The organism is Paenibacillus sp. A14, assembly GCF_036864815.1.
Lineage (GTDB): Bacteria > Bacillota > Bacilli > Paenibacillales > Paenibacillaceae > Fontibacillus > Fontibacillus sanfengchensis.
On sequence record NZ_JBAGJD010000002.1, the window covers coordinates 759,660 to 775,837 of the forward strand.

Annotated in this window: 18 protein-coding genes and 1 tRNA gene; 2 read left to right on the forward strand and 17 right to left on the reverse strand. The window is 47.9% G+C overall.

The window, feature by feature from the left end; all coding sequences use genetic code 11:
* Nucleotides 1-2: 2 nt before the first annotated feature.
* The 6 genes from opp4C to rpsF form a co-directional block, all read right to left on the reverse strand.
* Complete coding sequence (opp4C, locus tag V4U88_RS07755) at nt 3-926, reverse strand: oligopeptide ABC transporter permease (protein ID WP_334072687.1); 924 nt, start codon at nt 924-926, stop codon at nt 3-5.
* An 11-nt stretch (nt 927-937) separates the two neighbouring features.
* Complete coding sequence (locus V4U88_RS07760; protein WP_334072688.1) at nt 938-1,900, reverse strand: ABC transporter permease; 963 nt, start codon at nt 1,898-1,900, stop codon at nt 938-940.
* A gap of 69 nt (nt 1,901-1,969) precedes the next feature.
* A complete protein-coding gene (locus V4U88_RS07765) occupies nt 1,970-3,727 on the reverse strand; it encodes an ABC transporter substrate-binding protein (RefSeq protein WP_334072689.1) in 1,758 nt (585 codons plus the stop codon).
* 537 nt (nt 3,728-4,264) lie between these two features.
* A complete protein-coding gene (gene rpsR / locus V4U88_RS07770; RefSeq protein WP_082207605.1) occupies nt 4,265-4,534 on the reverse strand; it encodes a 30S ribosomal protein S18 in 270 nt (89 codons plus the stop codon).
* Between the two features lie 21 nt (nt 4,535-4,555).
* The gene (gene ssb, locus V4U88_RS07775) at nt 4,556-5,041 is read right to left on the reverse strand and encodes a single-stranded DNA-binding protein (RefSeq protein WP_334072690.1); all 486 of its coding nucleotides are present in this window, start codon (nt 5,039-5,041) and stop codon (nt 4,556-4,558) included.
* Between the two features lie 42 nt (nt 5,042-5,083).
* Complete coding sequence (rpsF, locus tag V4U88_RS07780; protein WP_148454100.1) at nt 5,084-5,368, reverse strand: 30S ribosomal protein S6; 285 nt, start codon at nt 5,366-5,368, stop codon at nt 5,084-5,086.
* Between the two features lie 242 nt (nt 5,369-5,610).
* On the opposite strand from rpsF, the gene V4U88_RS07785 reads away from it, so the two are divergent.
* A complete protein-coding gene (locus V4U88_RS07785; RefSeq protein WP_213506404.1) occupies nt 5,611-5,808 on the forward strand; it encodes a YjzC family protein in 198 nt (65 codons plus the stop codon).
* Nucleotides 5,809-6,356: 548 nt separating this feature from the next.
* Here the strand turns inward: V4U88_RS07785 and V4U88_RS07790 are convergent.
* The 4 genes from V4U88_RS07790 to V4U88_RS07805 form a co-directional block, all read right to left on the reverse strand.
* Nucleotides 6,357-6,447: transfer RNA gene (locus V4U88_RS07790), tRNA-Ser, on the reverse strand.
* Between the two features lie 77 nt (nt 6,448-6,524).
* Complete coding sequence (locus tag V4U88_RS07795) at nt 6,525-6,755, reverse strand: DUF951 domain-containing protein (RefSeq protein WP_334072691.1); 231 nt, start codon at nt 6,753-6,755, stop codon at nt 6,525-6,527.
* A 45-nt stretch (nt 6,756-6,800) separates the two neighbouring features.
* Complete coding sequence (locus V4U88_RS07800; RefSeq protein ID WP_334072692.1) at nt 6,801-7,706, reverse strand: mechanosensitive ion channel family protein; 906 nt, start codon at nt 7,704-7,706, stop codon at nt 6,801-6,803.
* A complete protein-coding gene (locus tag V4U88_RS07805; RefSeq protein WP_334072693.1) occupies nt 7,703-7,984 on the reverse strand; it encodes a DUF3343 domain-containing protein in 282 nt (93 codons plus the stop codon). The genes V4U88_RS07800 and V4U88_RS07805 overlap by 4 nt, the downstream gene beginning before the upstream one ends.
* Before the next feature lie 153 nt (nt 7,985-8,137).
* Here V4U88_RS07805 and yyaC point away from each other — a divergent pair, with 153 nt between their 5' ends.
* Entirely contained in the window at nt 8,138-8,755 is a 618-nt protein-coding gene (gene yyaC, locus V4U88_RS07810; protein WP_334072743.1) for a spore protease YyaC, read from the forward strand.
* On the opposite strand, the gene V4U88_RS07815 is transcribed toward yyaC, so the two are convergent.
* The 7 genes from V4U88_RS07815 to mnmG all read right to left on the reverse strand — a co-directional run bounded on the left by V4U88_RS07815 (nt 8,727) and on the right by mnmG (nt 16,067).
* Entirely contained in the window at nt 8,727-9,227 is a 501-nt protein-coding gene (locus tag V4U88_RS07815) for a DUF4446 family protein (protein ID WP_334072694.1), read from the reverse strand. The genes yyaC and V4U88_RS07815 overlap by 29 nt on opposite strands.
* A 17-nt stretch (nt 9,228-9,244) precedes the next feature.
* Nucleotides 9,245-10,402 carry an aminotransferase class V-fold PLP-dependent enzyme gene (locus V4U88_RS07820; RefSeq protein ID WP_334072695.1) on the reverse strand — a complete coding sequence of 386 codons (1,158 nt, stop codon included), beginning with the start codon at nt 10,400-10,402 and terminating at the stop codon, nt 9,245-9,247.
* 115 nt (nt 10,403-10,517) lie between these two features.
* Nucleotides 10,518-11,360, reverse strand: coding sequence for a ParB/RepB/Spo0J family partition protein (locus tag V4U88_RS07825; RefSeq protein ID WP_334072696.1), 843 nt, complete (start codon nt 11,358-11,360; stop codon nt 10,518-10,520).
* Nucleotides 11,353-12,114, reverse strand: coding sequence for a ParA family protein (locus tag V4U88_RS07830; RefSeq protein WP_334072697.1), 762 nt, complete (start codon nt 12,112-12,114; stop codon nt 11,353-11,355). The genes V4U88_RS07825 and V4U88_RS07830 overlap by 8 nt, the downstream gene beginning before the upstream one ends.
* A gap of 186 nt (nt 12,115-12,300) precedes the next feature.
* On the reverse strand, nt 12,301-13,119 hold the full coding sequence (gene noc, locus V4U88_RS07835) for a nucleoid occlusion protein (RefSeq protein WP_334072698.1): 819 nt from the start codon (nt 13,117-13,119) through the stop codon (nt 12,301-12,303).
* Between the two features lie 334 nt (nt 13,120-13,453).
* On the reverse strand, nt 13,454-14,176 hold the full coding sequence (rsmG, locus tag V4U88_RS07840) for a 16S rRNA (guanine(527)-N(7))-methyltransferase RsmG (RefSeq protein WP_442951873.1): 723 nt from the start codon (nt 14,174-14,176) through the stop codon (nt 13,454-13,456).
* Nucleotides 14,177-14,180: 4 nt separating this feature from the next.
* Nucleotides 14,181-16,067: a tRNA uridine-5-carboxymethylaminomethyl(34) synthesis enzyme MnmG gene (gene mnmG, locus V4U88_RS07845; protein ID WP_334072699.1), complete on the reverse strand. Its 1,887-nt coding sequence runs from the start codon at nt 16,065-16,067 to the stop codon at nt 14,181-14,183.
* Nucleotides 16,068-16,178: the final 111 nt, after the last annotated feature.

A 16,178-nucleotide genomic window follows, 5' to 3' on the forward strand; every position in this document is an offset into this window, starting at 1 on the left:
CGTCATCTCTTCATTTTGGGATCCAGGGCGTCGCGCAGTCCATCTCCGATAAGGTTAATCGCCACGGTCGTAATCAGGATGCACATCCCCGGAGGGATCCAAAGCCACGGCCGCTTCCGGAAATCAATCAGGTTGTTGGCGTCCGAAATCAAGTTGCCCCAGGACGGGGTTGGCGGCACAACACCAAGCCCCAAAAAGCTCATCGACGATTCATACAAAATAGCACTCGCCACACTCAGCGTCGCCGTTACGATAATAATCGGTATCGTATTCGGCAGCAGGTGGCGGAATATTTTCCGGCGGTCCTTTAGCCCAAGCGCCTCGGTCGCCAGCATGAATTCCTGTTCCCGAAGAGTGAGAATCTGCCCCCTGACGAGCCGGGCCAACGTCGTCCAGCTTAGCGCCCCAATGATGAACATTAAGTAATAAATACGCAATTTCGGATCGACCTTTAAGTCCGACATCACCGCCCCCAAAATAATCAAAATCGGCAGGGTTGGCAAAGACATAAAGATGTCGGCTATTCTCATAATGATACTGTCGACGCGTTTACGGTAAAAGCCCGCCAACGCCCCCAGCGTTCCCCCGATAACAACCGTAATAATGGTGGCGACCAGTCCCACCAGAAGGGAAATTCGGCCGGCCAGCATCACGCGGAGCAAAATATCCCGGCCCAATTTGTCGGTGCCGAACCAATGACTGGGCGAAGGGGCCATATTTTTGTCAGCCAACGAATATTGATACAGGCTATATGGTGAAAAAAAAGGGCCCACAAAGCAGATCAGAAACATCAACAGCAAGATCACCAGCCCGAAAAGCGCCAGCTTATTCCGGTTAAAGCGCCGTACCGCCATTCGCCAAGGCGATTCCGATGTCATGGCCGGGCCAACCGTATTTTTCTTCATTGCGGCTATTTCTGTGGCCATACCTTCTCCTCCTACTTCAAGCGAATTCGCGGATCAGCTATACCGTACAGCACGTCCGAGAGCAGATTTCCCAATAAGGTTAGCACGGATAAGAGCATCGTGAACCCTAGCATAAACGGATAGTCCCGCATATTGATGGCATTTAGATAGATATGACCGATGCCGGGCCATACGAAGATCTGCTCCATAATCATCGCACCGCCAAATAAGGCGGGCAGTTCGAAGCCAAGTAACGTGATCGCCGGAATCATGGCATTGCGTAGGGCGTGTTTGAAAATAACCGTTCTTTCCTTCAACCCTTTGGCGCGCGCTGTCCGGATATAATCCTGGCGGATAACTTCAAGCATGCTGGTGCGGAAATACCGGGTCAGGCTGCCGGTGCTGAGCATCGTAAGGACCAGGATCGGTAAGAAACTGTGGTGCAGCACATCCTTAATGTAGTCCCAGCCGATCGCTTTCGATCCGGCCGTAACCATCCCGCCGACAGGGAACCAACCGAGTATTAGCGCAAATATCCGAATTAATAGGAGACCGATAAAAAACGACGGCAATGACATGCATATAAAGACGATAAGCGTAATAATTTTGTCAAAGAAAGAATATTGAAATCTTGCTGAAAATATCCCCGTAAACACGGCGATGGTCCAACTCAAGACGAGGGTAGCTATTGCGATGATAAAGGAGTTCCAAACGTAATCATTCACAACTTCCATTACGGGCTTTTTATGCTGAAAGGATTCCCCCATATTGCCGGTTATCATATTTTTGACCCAAGTGAAGTACCGCAGATATTCGGGTTGATCCAAACCATAAATGGCTCTTAATTCATCCGCCCGCTCTTGCGTCATATTGGGGTTGTTCAGTGCTGTTATGTAATCTCCGGGAATCATGGCGGAAATCGCGTAAATGATAATCGAAATGCCGATCAGCGTGGGAATCATTTGCAAGAGTCTTCGGACAATATACGTTTTCATTCCTGTTCCCCCTGGATAAAAAGTGCGAGTGTACCCGGGATAAATTCCCGGGTACATTCGCTTGTTGGTTTACTGCATTTGCACTTGGTACAGGCTATATGAGAAGTATTTATACGGGGAGAAGTCGAAACCTTCGACGCGTCCGTTGACCGCCAGCATATTCTTTCTTTGATAAAGCAGGATAGCCGGTACATCTTTATTCATTTCTTGATACATTTCTTTATAGATTTTCTTGCGTTCTTCAATATCGAGGGTCTTCTTGCCTTTGGCCATCAGTTCATCCACTTTGGCGTTGGAGTAACCAAAGTCGTTCTGTGCCCCGTTCGTAATGTATACCGTATTGTCCGGGTCCGGCGTCAACGACCAGGCGGCAAAGAACATATCAAAATCACCGGTGTTGGCCTTATCCATGATGGCGTTGAAATCCAACGTTTCCGCGACAATTTCGATGCCCAGCTCTTTGTAGTTTTGTGTCATGATCGGCAGCAAGGCGTCTACCACAGGGTTATCCGCCGTTGCCGAGAAATTGATCTTGAATTTCTCGCCGTCTTTTTCGCGCAATCCGTCGCTGCCTACCTTCCACCCGGCCTCGTCCAGCATCTTTTTGGCCTTCTCCAAATCGAAATCATAGGTCTCGATATTTTCGTTCGTATACGCCCAAGATACCGTCGACTCCGGAATATTGATTACATCGGCATACGGGCCGTAAATCCCCGCTACGATTTCTTTGCGATTTAAGCCGTACACCAGAGCCTGGCGAACCTTCACGTCTTGGAACTTCTTCAATTTGTGATTAAAAGCGATATATCCGTAACCATTGTTCGGAAGAAGGTTGATGTCGACAAAGCCCATTTCTTTCAGAGCCTCGACATTGTCTTCCGTTACGCTGACCCCTTCATCCATATCGGTTTCGCCCTGCTGCAGCATCGGCAGGTTCGTTGTTTCCGTCGTCGTTTTGAAAATCACATTTTTGACCTTTGGAGCCCCGCGGAAATAATTCTCGTTAGCCTCAAAAGCGACCTCCTGACCCGGGCTGTACTTGGTCAGTTTGTATTGTCCGCTTCCGAGCGGCTTGGCGTTCAGCGCCTTTACGCCGTCGAGTTTCCCTTGCGTATAGCTGGGGCCATAATAGTGTTCCGGCAGAATGGAAATGTTCCCAAGCTCCACTGGCGTCAGTGCGGAGAACTCCGTAATGGAAACTTCTACGGTGTGATCGTCAATAATTTTTACGCCCGAAATTTCCTTGGCCTTCCCCTCGTGGTACTCCTTGGCACCGACAATGTTGTAGCTCATCGGGTCCAATTGACCATCATAACTCGCGTCAAGTAGCATTTTGAGCGTAAAATAGTAGTCCTTAACGGTCATCGGCTTGCCATCGGAAAAGGTTACGCCAGGCTTCAGATGATACGTATACTTCAGGCCGTCTTCCGATACGTCGACTTTCTCCGCCAAACTGTTCGCATACGTCCCGTCCGCAGCCACTTCTATAAAGGAATCGAAAAGCACGTAGCAGACGTAAGCATCATAAGTGGTTTCTCGGAACAGCGGGTTGAACACCCCTTTGGGATCGGTCATCCCTACAATTAAGATATCCGTGCGATTGACAGCCGCCGGGGGATTCAACGACATATCGGCCGCTTCAATCACGCCTTCCGGAGCGGATTCCGCAGGGGGAGTCGCGCTCTCACCTTTGGTCTCCGTTTTGTTCGCTTCCTCGTTGCCCGTCGTCGTCGTTGCGGTGTTGCTTCCCCCACCACCGCTGCAAGCCCCGAGTACGAGCGAAAATACCAGCAATAGAACCAATGACCCCCACCATGTTCTTCTCATACGTTTACTCCTCCTCATGAATAATTTCATCTATAGTTTGTGAAAAATATTACTGATAGAATTTTAGAATGGTAAACGCCTTTCATGGGATCTTCATTATGATTGTTCAAGGAAGACAATTGATTTTAGATATATGTAAAAGAGATGACGTAATGGCGTGGTATAAACCTGCGGTTAATTAAAGTGTAAACAGGTCCTTTAGAAGAAAGAGGAAGAACTGTATTTGAATTATTGATCATAATACATGTGAATATTTCTAACGTCAAGTATTTTTTTAGTTAAACTTTACAATATAACGAGATAGATTTTACCGTATAGCACACCTAAAAGCATTGGAGTGTAATTATTTATAACACAGTAAGTCATCTATATTCGACATAAGTTTACTTTTTATAACATATTTCTACTCAAATCGTTCTTTCCTAATCAAGAAATCTGTCGAATTTTTTAGTTTCTTTGTTTCCCAATTTCCAAATATGCGAGCATAAAAAAACAACCGATTCCCGAAGGAACCGGTTGTTCTTGGCGTCTTGTCGATTACTCCGTAGTGTACGGAAGCAATGCGATTTGACGGGAGCGTTTGATCGCTACTGTCAGCAGACGTTGGTATTTTGCGCTCGTACCCGTTACACGGCGAGGCAAAATTTTACCGCGCTCACTGATGAATTTCTTCAGCAGCTCAGTATCTTTATAGTCAATGTGCGTAATTTTGTTCACAGTGAAGTAGCACACTTTACGACGTTTGTTGCGGCCGCCGCGGCGAGCCGGTCTCTTGTCGTCTCCGCCTTCTCTTTGCTTGAAGCTCATGCTTTTCAGTCCTTTCCGTAATTAAAATGGCAAATCGTCATCCGAAATATCGATCGGTTTCCCGTCATCGGAGAAAGGATCTTTCTGATTGTCCCGCGAGAAATTGCTGCTGCGCCCGGTGTTGCCACCGCCGCCGCCTCCGAATGGAGATTCCTCACGCTGTCCTCCGCCGCCCGCCCCGCCTTCGCGGTTCGACTCCAAGAAACGGACATTATCGGCAATGACTTCGGTGACGTAAACACGTTTACCTTCGTTATTCTCGTAATTCCGCACTTGGATGCGTCCTTCCACAGCGGTCAACCGGCCTTTACGCAAGTAATTGGCACAGGTTTCGGCCAGCTGTCTCCAGGTTACGACTGGAATGAAATCGGCTTCGCGCTCTCCGCCCTGCGATGTAAATGGTCTGTCCACGGCAATCGTGAACTGGGTGACCGCCACACCCGATGGCGTATAGCGCAGCTCCGGATCCCGGGTAAGACGTCCGATCAGAATGACACGGTTCAACAATCCAATCCCCTCCTTCGGGCTTGTTCAATACGAAACTTGCAATTAGGCAACGTCTTTAGTAATGAGATAACGGATAACCTCGTCGGAAATCTTCAGAATCCGCTCAAGCTCAGCAACTACCTCTGGAGTAGCTGTGAAATTTACGAGCACGTAAATTCCGTCACGGATCTTGTTAATCTCATACGCAAGCCGGCGTTTGCCCATTACATCATGCTTCGTAATTTCTCCGCCGTTTTGGATGATGCCTTGGAATTTTTCGACTGTAGCTTGAACAGCTTCTTGTTCAACGTCAGGACGAATAATGTACATCACTTCATATTTGCGCATCTGGTTCACCTCCTTGTGGACTATGGCCCCCAACCTGTTTCTCTTGGGAGCAAGGAACGAGTCTTAACTCGAACCCTAATAGTATAGCAAACTCCCCGTAGATTCGCAAGTCAGCTCCTTCTTTTTCGACGACAACCGTCCCCACCATACCGGCTACATGAAAGGCCTCCGATCTACACAGACTAGATCCGATGCACTTCCTTTGCATCATTCCACTTCTTCCAAAGAAAGGAGACTTCGTTATGGGCGAACGTACGGAATTTGAACCGGGCGACAAGGCGCCGAATCCTGGAGTTTATGTGGAGGTCGGCGAGGCGCGCAGCTTCCATACCCAAATTAATGATCCGAAGCGGATCACCATGGAGCGCGGCGAAACGTTTCCGGACACGACAAACAAGAACCGCAAGTGGAAAAAAGCCGAGAAGGCCCGTGTCCACTAGGGTTTTGTCGTAGGCATCTTTTTTCAACATCGGTGTGTATAGAACCCGGATCGCTGCACATAATACACTCAGACGGTGATGCAAAGAGAGGTGTGGTTCCGTTGGAGGTATCCGCGAGCAACATTTTTCAGGAGTCTTATTCACTTCATTGTAGAAGCCTAGATCCCGGGTTAGTGAAGACCCCTCTTCTTTAGTCCGGGCTGCATACGCGCAGGATCGACCGTTTCTTGGGTTGTGAGAGAAGAATTCCAATAAGCACGCCGTCAACCAGAGAAGGGACCCTTTCGGGTCCCTTCTGCTGTTTCAAGTAGGGTTACGGCTTAGATGTTCATGAATTAACCGCCAATCCCTTCATAATTATATGTATAAATACAAATGGCCACCTTCTCGTTGGCAGCAAACCACTGAGTGTCCAAACATCATATACTTCTTTATGACCCATCTTACACGCCCTTTTCGCCCCTGGCGATCATAGATTCATAATTAATTAATAAAAACCTCCTACGTCTAAAATGTAGAAGGTTCGAGTTTATTATTTATGAAAAATATGGCGGAGAGGGTGGGATTCGAACCCACGCACGCCTTGCGACGCCTAGTTGATTTCGAGTCAACCCCCTTGGGCCTCTTGGGTACCTCTCCACAGCAAGCAAGATTTATTGTACCATGAATGTCGATGATTTGCAACTGCTTGCCGAAAATTAATTTCCCATGGCCAGTTAAACCTCTTCCGGACCTTCGGAAGTCCCTTCTTCCCTTGCGGCTGATCGTAAAACTTTACGCATGTTCTTTTCAAATTTGGCCCGGGGGACGAGCACACTGTGTTTGCACCCGACACATTTGATCCGTATATCCATTCCCATCCGGATGATCTCCATTTCATTGCTTCCGCAGGGATGATTTTTTTTCATAAGGACGATATCGCCCAACTGAAATGTCTTTCTCTCCATCTCGCTCTCCTCCCTTCCTTCATTCTTCCCGTTTCGCCTCCAAACCTAACCCGGCTGCTGTTCTTGCCCGTGCCTTGATTCCTGCGCCAGTCGCAGGGCCTCTTCCTCTTCCAGCGCTTCTTTGGCATACAGCTGGATTTTCCGCTCCATCTCCGCCCGAATCCCGGGTTGACATTCCACCGCAATCCGAATGACGTACTCATTGGCCGTGAGCGACTGTACCCCCATCACGCTGGGGATCTGGGCAAGCTCCGGGGTCGTTTCGGACAGCTCAAGCATCGCCTTCTTCAGCAGTTCCAAAGTGTCCTCCAGTTTGCGTGCATTGCTGAACGGAAGATCCACCACCGCCAAGGCCGTGCCGATGGAAAAGTTTGTGACATTGGTGATCATCCCATTCGGGATGATATGTACCTCTCCGGTCCAACTCACAAGTCGGGTAGAACGCAGGCCGATCACCTCGACCGTTCCCTTCAAATTGCCGGTTTGAATCACATCCCCCACGGCAAATTGGTCCTCCAGAATAATGAAAAAGCCGGTGATCACATCCTTGACCAGGCTTTGTGCACCAAAGCCGATCGCCAGCCCCACTACGCCCGCACCTGCCACCAAGGGAGCCAGTTGAATCCCAATTTCACCCAAAATCAGCATAATCATAATGAAATTGCTCGTGATCCAAGTCACGTTTTTCAGCAACTCACCCACCGTGACGAACCTCCGGGGATTAACATTCAGCCGCCCCTTCTCTCTACGCTCCAGCGAGCGGTCTATAACCCGATAGATGATCTTCATGAAGAGGCGGGTTAATAGAAAGATTAACACAATCCTCAACCCGGCAAACAGAACCTTCTCCCACATATTCATGTCCGTCAGCCAGTTCCAGAACCTTTCATTCCAGGCTGCCGCCGATTTCGTAATATCGCCAATTTGCTCTTTGAGCGCCCATCCCCTCATTTTGTCTCCTCCTCCAGGTCGATCACCTTGTACTCCGCGTTTACCCGTGAGAAGATCCCGCGAATCTCCACCGCCTCACCTAGGACAATTTCTTTAACCCGCTCCAAGCATTCCGGCGGAAATTGAATAGACAGCGCACAGCCCGCGGTAATCTCCTTGGGTGTAGGGCACAAATCTATCTCGATCTCCGCATATTCCAGTAACATCTCCGCCCGTAAGGCTTGCTGCGTGGAATCAAAGGACATAACAAGCCAATTGTCCAAGGATCTTTCCCCCATTTCTTCATCCCCTGGCGGGAACTTTGCCGTATTTGCGCCTATGACTTTAGTTGGAGTATAGAATTTCATAAATTTCCATATACTATCTACTAATATCCGAAAGCGTAGCCAATGACCCGAAATGCAATCCTAGACGAAGGAAAGGAAGATTCCATGTCGCAAATTCAGCCTAATGTGCCAGGGCCGGAGCAAGATATCCCCTACTTGAAAATCCCTCACACCGATCCCGGTATTCATTCCGCTATCATTCATCGGTTGCTCTTGCACTTTGCCAAAATCTCGCCAGGACAAGATCTGATCATTGTATGTATCGGCACGGATCGTTCCACCGGCGATTGTCTCGGCCCGCTTGTCGGAACGGCTCTTTCCAAGCTGAATCACCGTAATCACTTTTATCTATACGGCACCTTGGATGAACCCGTTCATGCCATGAATCTAAAAGATACGTTGGAAACCATTAATCAAACGTTCATGGACCCTTTCATTATAGGGATTGATGCCTGTCTTGGTCAAACATCGAGCGTAGGCTCCATCCAGGTCGTCCAGGGACCGCTTCGCCCCGGAGCCGGTGTAAATAAAGAATTGCCGCCGGTCGGCGATATCCATGTCACGGGCATCGTCAATGTCGGCGGCTTTATGGAGTATTTTGTATTGCAAAACACACGTCTCAGTCTGGTCATGCGCTTGTCGGAGATTATTTCCAGCAGCGTCTCCACCGCTATCAAAGAATGGAACCGGGGCTTTATTCCCCTAGCCCGGCGAGAGCAATAGCCTCAATTTCCTCCGGGGACAAAGCATGCTGGGATTCCCCTCCCGTCAGCGGCTTGGCATAGACATAAGACCCATCCCGGCTGTACAACCCGGTAATGACAATTCCATTCTTTTGATCGTCCACAAAAGCCACGGAAAAGCTGAGTTCATTTCCGCGCTCTCCAAAAGCATTATAGCGTTTGAGTCCAATCTTTGCTTTTTGCTTGGGGAGCAAGTTGCTTATTTTTTCCAACTGTTGTCGTTGTTCCGCTTGCACATCCTCTATAATGCCTTGCTGGTTTTTCAGATCGATCAATAAACTCTCGAGATCTTCTATCCCTGTTCCCTGCATCATCTGCTCGTATTTTCGTCGCATTTTTCGCAGCTTGGCGCCTTGAACAAAATTCCATATCAGCAGCCAGAATAAAATAATGGCTACCCCGGTGACGATCCATGCCAGCTGATCCGAGAAAAGTTTACTCCACTCCTGCATGTTCTTCTCCCCTATGTTTAAGTATCCTTTGCAATAGTCTGTACCGCTAGTATTAGTTTGTGAACTTCCTCGGACGTCGTGGTGAGTCCGAAACTCGCCCTTACGGCTCCTCCTTGCGTTGTCCCTGCCGTCATATGCCCTAAAGGGCTACAGTGGTAGCCGGCTCTTACGGCGATCCCGTATTTCCGATCCAGCTGGAAGGCGATTTCCGAAGCATCTCGTCCTTCCATCGTAAACGAGACTAACCCGGTTCTCGGCTTTCCAGGCCCCGGTCCCAATACCGAAACGCCCTCGATCGTTTGCAAAGCGGATATGAGCTGCTGAGCCAGTTTCCATTCATGCTCATAGATGGCTTCAACACCATACTCCATAACATAGTTCACTCCAGCACCTAAGCCGGCAATTCCTACGGCATTTTGAGTACCCGCTTCATAACGATCCGGGCGAACCGTCGGCATCTCCATCGCTTCAGATTGACTCCCCGTCCCCCCATGCAGGATGGGCTCCAAATCTACATCCGGATGAATGTATAACCCCCCGGTTCCTTGCGGCCCCAACAATCCCTTATGACCCGGAAAAGCCAACAAGTCGATTCCCATAGTTTGCACGTTGATCGGATATCCCCCCGCGGTTTGCGCCGCATCCACAGCTAATAAAGCTTCATGCTTGTGAGTTATTTTACCTATTTCCCGAATTGGAAGAATACATCCAAGTAAATTTGAACTATGAGAACATACAACCAGCTTAGTTTTGGGACGAAAAGCTTTTTTCAACTGATCCAGATCAAGTTTTCCTTCGGGACTTACGGCAATATAATCAACCGAAACATTACGGGTTCGTTTTAGATATTCCAACGGCCTTCGTACCGAGTTATGCTCCACCATGGTTGCAATGACATGATCTCCCGGCTGCAGAATCCCTTTTATTGCCAGATTCAAAGCCTCCGTAGTGTTGGAGGTAAAAACAAGATTGTTCGGGTTCTCAACATGGAACAGCTTGGCCAATTTCAAGCGGGTTTGAAACAGAGTCCGCCCAGCCTGCAAAGCCATTCCATAGTTCCCTCGTCCGGAGTTCGCCGATGGTCCATTTAGTATTTCCAACATAGCTTCCCCTACACTTGCAGGTTTTGGCCATGAAGTGGCGGCATGATCCAAATATATCAAGGGCTGCTTCACATGGTCCCTCCTCCCCAACCGTCGTTTCAGGAACACGATAAGAATGCAATGACATACCCAAGTTCCTGTTTAAAAGGGCCGTTCATCCCCGAGGAACATTGAGTATGTCATTTGTTTAATTCAGCATATCGAGCAGTCGTTGCAAATCTTCCTTGCTGTAAAAATTTATCTCTATCTTTCCCTTTTCCTTATTGGACGATTTGATTTTAACGGTTGTTTTATACCGGTCACGCAAACTCTCTTCGACTTCGTCAATATAAGGATCCCGCTTCTTACTTGCCGGTTTTTGTTTTTCCTGCTTATTTCGATCCAGCTGTTGAACAGCATCCTCTAGCTCCCGAACACTCCATTCATGATCGATACACTGCTTGGCCAACTGTTTAATCTTACCAGGATCTTTTAATCCGACTAATGCGCGTGCATGCCCCATAGACAATGTTCCACGTGAAACATATTCCTTCACTTCTTCCGGTAATGACAATAACCTTAAGAAATTAGCAATATGCGATCGAGATTTACCTACTTTTAGGGAAAGCTCTTCTTGAGTCAATTGGAACTGATCCATTAAACCCTGGTACGCAACAGCCACTTCCATTGCATTCAGGTTTTCGCGCTGCAGGTTTTCGATTAAAGCAATCTCCATTACCTGCTGATCGGAAAAAGTACGCACGACCGCCGGAATTGTCGTGTTCCCGCAAAACTGTGAAGCACGGAACCGCCGTTCCCCGGCAATAATCTCATAACCTTTAAGAACGCTTCGAACAATAATCGGTTGGATGACGCCGTGTTGACGGATGGATTCCGCTAGTTCCCTGATAGCCTCTTCATCAAATGTTTTTCTCGGCTGATAGGGATTAGCACGTAACTGAGTTAAAGGTATTTCTATAACCTTGTCATCTTCCTGAACGGAAAGTGACGGAATTAATGCATCGAGTCCCTTCCCTAAGCGTTTACTCATAGGAGACCACTTCCTTTGCCAACTCTAAATACACCTCGGCGCCTTTCGACCTGGGATCGTAGGTAATAATGGACTGACCGTGAGAAGGCGCTTCACTAAGCCGTACATTTCTTGGAATGACCGTTTTGTAAACTTTTTGCTGGAAGTACTTTTTGACTTCCTCAATCACCTGGATCCCCAAATTGGTCCGGGCGTCGAACATGGTCAACAGAACTCCTTCAATCTGCAAAGAAGTATTCAGATGCTTTTGAACAAGCCGCACAGTATTTAATAACTGGCTCAGCCCTTCCAGCGCGTAATACTCGCATTGAATCGGGATCAAAACCGAATCCGCGGCGGTTAGAGAATTAATGGTAAGAATCCCCAACGAAGGTGGGCAATCAATGAGAATATAATCGTAAAGATGCTTGACCTGTTGAAGTGATTTCTTCAATCGAACTTCCCGCGAAATCGTTGGAACTAACTCTATTTCAGCCCCCGCCAACTGAATAGTGGCCGGGATAATGTGCAATCCTTCAATTTCCGTAGGCAAAATAGCTTCTTGCGGATTTACTTCATTAATAAGTACATCATAAATACAATTGGCCACGTCCGCTTTATTAACTCCGACTCCACTCGTTGTATTCCCTTGTGGATCTATATCGATGAGGAGCACTTTTTTACCGATTGATGCGAGTCCCGCGCCCAAATTAACAGAGGTCGTCGTTTTGCCGACGCCCCCTTTTTGGTTAGCTATGGCAATTATTTTAGACAATCCATTTCACCTCAATATAATAGAAGAATCTCTTTGTAGTTTAATATGTGCAGTGACTAAGTTGTTGCTACAAAAAGACCACAGCGCTCCTGGCGAGTACCCTTTCTGACTTAACAAGAAAGATTGTTCCATTTTCCAAAAAGAAACTGACCTCAGACCTTTCGGTTCCGGTCAGTAGCATGTCTGCTATCTCTTTGGAATTTGTATTACAATTTCATAATGATCTTCATGATCCTTTTCTGCCGTTTTGATCGCTAAACCCGAGCCAGACACCATATCAATCGATTGGCGAATCGTATTCAAAGCCAGTCTGACATCCTTGGTGAAGGAGATACGTCTGGAAGCCTTCTTGTTCTTAGCCACTTCCTTATAGAAAGCAATTCGCGCTTCCGTTTGCTTTACATTTAATTCTTTGGCAATAACTTCATCCAACACTTTCAACTGCAGTTCTTCCGAATCCAAGGAAAGCAAAGCTCTGGCATGCCGCTCCGTAATTTTTCGTTCCATAAGCGCAACTTTAACGCCTTCGGGTAATTGCAGAAGCCGTATTTTATTCGCAATGGTGGATTGGCTCTTACCCAATCTTTGTGCCAAACTCTCTTGTGTTAATTGATGCAAGTCGATGAGATTTTGATACGCGAGCGCTTCTTCAATAGCAGTCAAGCCTTCGCGCTGCAAATTTTCGATTAAAGCAATGGATGCCGCTTGGGAGTCGTTAAAATCCCGTATAATAGCCGGAATGGTTTCTAATCCCAATTTTTTAACCGCGCGCCAACGTCTTTCACCGGCGATAATCTCGTATTTGTCATTCCGATAACGCACTACAATCGGCTGGATCACACCATGCGTCCGAATCGTCTGACACAATTCATCGATCTTCTCATCATCAAAAATGGTCCGGGGCTGATACGGGCTTCCGACAATGTTCCCCACCGGAATTTGCTTAACTTCATCACCGTTCGTTCGTTCGGTTAAACCAAACAATTTAGAAAATTGTTCTTTCATTCCGCAGATTACCACCTAATTTCATAGTGACATAAGGCACACCTTAGCAGCACATTTTTCAAGCGAATATGCGTTATGCTGCCTATACAAGTGAGAATCCTTATGTATAAACCCTCCTCCGAAGTCTGAACCCCAGCAGCAGGGAATATAAGGATAACCCATCATTGAAGCAAAATGCCCCGACAATGATTCGTGATACCTCTATTCTACCACTTTTTTCTCTATAATCCTATTCTCTTATTGAATGATTTTTAGAAGAAATCACGCATAAAAAAAGCCCCTAACAAATTGTTCCACGTGAAACAAAGAGTTAGGAGCGTGCTAGCTTATTTCCTTATACAATAGGCTGCTTTAACGGAGTTCCCGCTTTCCTCGGATATTTCTTTGGCGTGGGTGCCGTTTTGCTGACAATGATGATGTGCCGGTCGGAATTCTCCATAGGCAGTTCAAAGTGATGGCTTGATTCAAGCTTCCCTTTAAGTTCGCTTAAACTGCGCTTTGCCTCTCGAACTTCTTCCTCCGGGTCGCTTCCCTTCATTGCTGCGAATTTACCTCCGGGCTTAACAAAAGGCAGGCAAAACTCATTAAGTACCGCCATTCGAGCGACCGCGCGAGCGGTAACCAGATCAAACGAATCCCTGAGCCCTTCCTTTCGCCCCAAATCTTCCGCGCGCCCGTGAAGGAGTTCCACTTGGGTTACACCCAGCTTATCCACTACGTTCTGCAAAAAATGAATTCGCTTATTCAAGGAATCGATAATCGTCAGCTTCAGGTGCGGAAAGCAAATCTTTAAAGGAATTCCGGGAAACCCTGCACCGGAACCAATGTCGGCCAAAGTTTGCACCTCATCCATCGGGATATAAAAAGAAAGTGTAATGGAATCATAAAAATGCTTAATATAAACTTGATCCCGCTCCGTAATCCCGGTAAGGTTCATTTTTTCATTCCACGAAACCAGCTCATGAAAATAGGTCTCGAATTGGTCCAGCTGCTGGGGAGTAAGATCGATCTTATGCTTCAACAGAAGGGAGTGGAAATCGGTTTGTATCGTATCCAATAGATCAACCTCCTGCAGCCGTTACCCGATTATAATGCTCCAGATAAACGAGGAGTATCGAGATATCCGCCGGTGTGACGCCGGAGATCCGGGAAGCTTGGCCGATTGAGATCGGACGGATTTTCGCCAGCTTTTGCCGGGCCTCCATCGCGAGTCCATGAATATCCTCATAATTGATATTCTCAGGTATCTTCTTCTTCTCCATCTTTTGGAGTCTTTCCACATGAAGCAATTGCTTTTCAATATATCCCGCGTACTTAATCTGTATCTCCACCTGCTCCTTCATTTCTTCGTCCAATTCCACCTCGGACGGGAATAAGTTACCCACATGTGCATAAGTAACTTCAGGCCGGCGAAGAATTGTCAACAGGTTGCTTCCATCCTGGATCGGTGCCGAGCCAATGGATTCAAGCAGCGGATTAATATCCGAAGGACGCACTTTTTTCTCCCGCAGCCGTTCGATTTCTTTATCAACTTTTTCCTTTTTATCAATAAATTGGTTAAATCTCTCCTGTGTAATCAACCCGATTTCATATCCGATCGGAGTCAAACGCAGGTCTGCGTTATCATGACGCAACAGCAGACGATACTCCGCCCGTGAGGTCAACAGCCGATAGGGCTCGTTTGTCCCTTTCGTAACGAGATCGTCAATCAGAACGCCGATATAACCTTGAGAACGGTCGAGGATCACCGGCTCTTTGCCTTGGACCTTACGGGCCGCGTTAATCCCCGCCATGATGCCTTGGCCGGCCGCTTCCTCATAACCGGAAGTTCCATTGATTTGCCCTGCCGTAAATAACCCCGGCACACGCTTCGTCTCCAGCGACGGCCAGAGCTGCGTCGGAACCACTGCGTCATATTCGATGGCATACCCCGTCCGCATCATCTCCACATTTTGCAGGCCAGGTATGGACCGAAGCATTTGCAATTGAACATCTTCCGGCATACTCGTCGAAAATCCTTGAACGTAATACTCCGAGGTGTTTTTCCCTTCCGGCTCCAGGAAAATTTGGTGCTTCGGCTTATCGGCAAACCGGACGATTTTGTCCTCGATGGAAGGACAGTACCTCGGCCCCGTCCCTTCAATCACCCCCGAGAACATGGGCGCCCGATGCAAATTGGCATTGATGATGTCATGCGTCTCGGAAGACGTGTAGGTCAACCAGCAAGGCAATTGCTCGTTATCCGAGCTTTTCGTTTCATAGGAGAAAAACTTCGGTTTTTCATCTCCCGGCTGAATTTCCGTTTGCGAAAAATCGATGCTGTCCTTGTGAACCCGCGGCGGCGTGCCCGTCTTGAACCGCACTAATTCAAAGCCCAGCTCCTTCAAATTTTGCGACAATTTCACCGAAGGCTGCTGGTTGTTCGGTCCGCTCTCATACATGAGCTCGCCCATGATGATTTTGCCGCGCAAATACGTGCCGGTTGTCAGCACCACGGCCTTAGCCCGGTATTCCGCGCCTGTCTTGGTGATCACACCGACGCATTGACCGTCCTCGACGATCAGTTCCTCCACCATCCCTTGACGCATCGTCAAGTTCGGCTCCCGCTCCATCGTTTCCTTCATCGTTTGCTGGTACAAAAACTTGTCCGCCTGCGCCCGCAGAGCATGAACGGCCGGCCCTTTTCCGGTATTCAGCATCCGCATTTGGATAAACGTCTTGTCGATATTGCGGCCCATTTCCCCGCCGAGCGCATCCACTTCGCGCACCACATGGCCTTTCGCCGGACCCCCGATCGATGGATTACATGGCATAAATGCCACCATATCCAGATTGATCGTGATCATCAGCGTGCTGCAGCCCATCCGGGCCGCCGCCAAAGCGGATTCACAGCCGGCATGACCCGCCCCTACGACGATAACGTCATAACTTCCGGCAACATAACCCATCTTGAAACCTCCTAAAACGTAAGTGTGAACCTTGATGAACTTTATGACTCACTTCGTGTTCTCCACACGTATATTTTAAATTTAAATTAATCCTTCAATCTCCATCATCAT